General features: G+C 70.5%; 1 protein-coding gene and 1 pseudogene. Both read left to right on the top strand.

The window, feature by feature from the left end:
* Positions 1–276 (top strand): annotated as a pseudogene (locus tag JYJ84_RS36795) (nitronate monooxygenase); the annotation flags it as partial.
* Between the two features lie 80 nt (positions 277–356).
* Positions 357–1,350 (top strand): M20/M25/M40 family metallo-hydrolase (locus JYJ84_RS36790; RefSeq protein WP_205190310.1); only part of this gene is annotated, 994 nt, incomplete at its 3' end.

The raw sequence follows: 1,350 nt of genomic DNA, 5'->3' as shown, positions 1-1,350 counted from the left end.
ACGGGCCGCCCCGCGCGCGGGCTGCTGACCCGCTTCATGCGCGAGCAGGGGCCGATGAGTGCGCTCGCGCCGGCGTTTCCGCTCGCGACGGCCGCGGTCGATCCGCTGCGCGGTGCGTTCGAGCGGCAAGGCCGTGACGACTTCTCGCTGCTGTGGTCGGGCGAGGCTGCGGCGCTCGCGCGTGAGGAGGAGGCGGGCGAACTGACGCGGCGGCTGTGGCGCGACGCGCTGGCGTGCGCGGCAGGGCTGCGCGACGCGTTCCCGCAGGCGGTCTGAACGACCGGGAAGGGGGCGCCGGCGCGGGTGCATCGGCGTATGATCTGGGTTTTCGTCAGCCCGATCCAGGCACCCCCACCATGACCTCCGTCGACACTACCCCCGTCCTCGACCATGACAAGCTCGTTACCTTCATCGAGCGCAAGTGGAACGATGAAATCCTCCACGCGCTGACCGACTACATCGCGATCCCCGCGAAGAGCCCCGCATTCGACCCCGACTGGGCGAAGCGCGGCTATCTCGAGCGGGTGGTCACCGATGCCGCGCAGTGGGCCGAGCGGCAACCCGTGAAGGGCCTGAAGCTTGAAATCGTGCGCCTGCCGGGCCGCACGCCGGTGATCTTCTTCGAATCGCCCGCCACGCGCTCGGGCAGCACCGACACGATCCTGCTGTACGGCCACCTCGACAAGCAGCCCGAATTCGACGGCTGGCGCGCGGACCTCGGCCCGTGGACGCCGAAGTACGAGAACGGCAAGCTGTACGGCCGCGGCGGCGCGGACGACGGCTATGCGATCTACGCGAGCCTCGCCGCGCTCGGTGCGCTCGACGAGCAGGGCATCGAGCGGCCGCGCTGCGTCGGCCTGATCGAGACCTGCGAGGAATCGGGCAGCTACGACCTGCTGCCGTACGTCGACGCGCTGCGCGACCGGCTCGGCCAGGTGTCGCTCGTCGTGTGCCTCGATTCGGGCGCCGGCAACTACGACCAGATGTGGCTCACCACGTCGCTGCGCGGGCTCGTGTCCGGCGACCTGCAGGTCGAGGTGCTCGAGGAAGGCGTGCACTCGGGCGTGTTCGGCGGCATCGCGCCGTCGAGCTTCCGCGTGATGCGCCAGCTGTTCGAGCGCCTCGAAGACGCGAAGAACGGCAACCTGCTGCCGGGCGTGTTCCATTGCGAGATTCCCGACAGCCGCGTGCGCGAAGCCGACGCGGCCGCGTCGATCCTCGGCGACGCCGTGTGGAAGGGGCTGCCGTGGGCGTGCGGCGCGGACGGCAAGCCGGTACTGCCGACCACGACCGATCCGCGCGAGGCGCTGTTGAATTCGACGTGGCGTCCGTCGCTGTCGGTCACCGGCG

Source organism: Burkholderia sp. LMG 13014, assembly GCF_905232215.1.
In the GTDB taxonomy this organism is placed as follows: domain Bacteria; phylum Pseudomonadota; class Gammaproteobacteria; order Burkholderiales; family Burkholderiaceae; genus Burkholderia.
The sequence above is the reverse complement of the archived record's forward strand: the minus strand, read 5'-3'. Positions and strand labels throughout refer to the sequence as shown.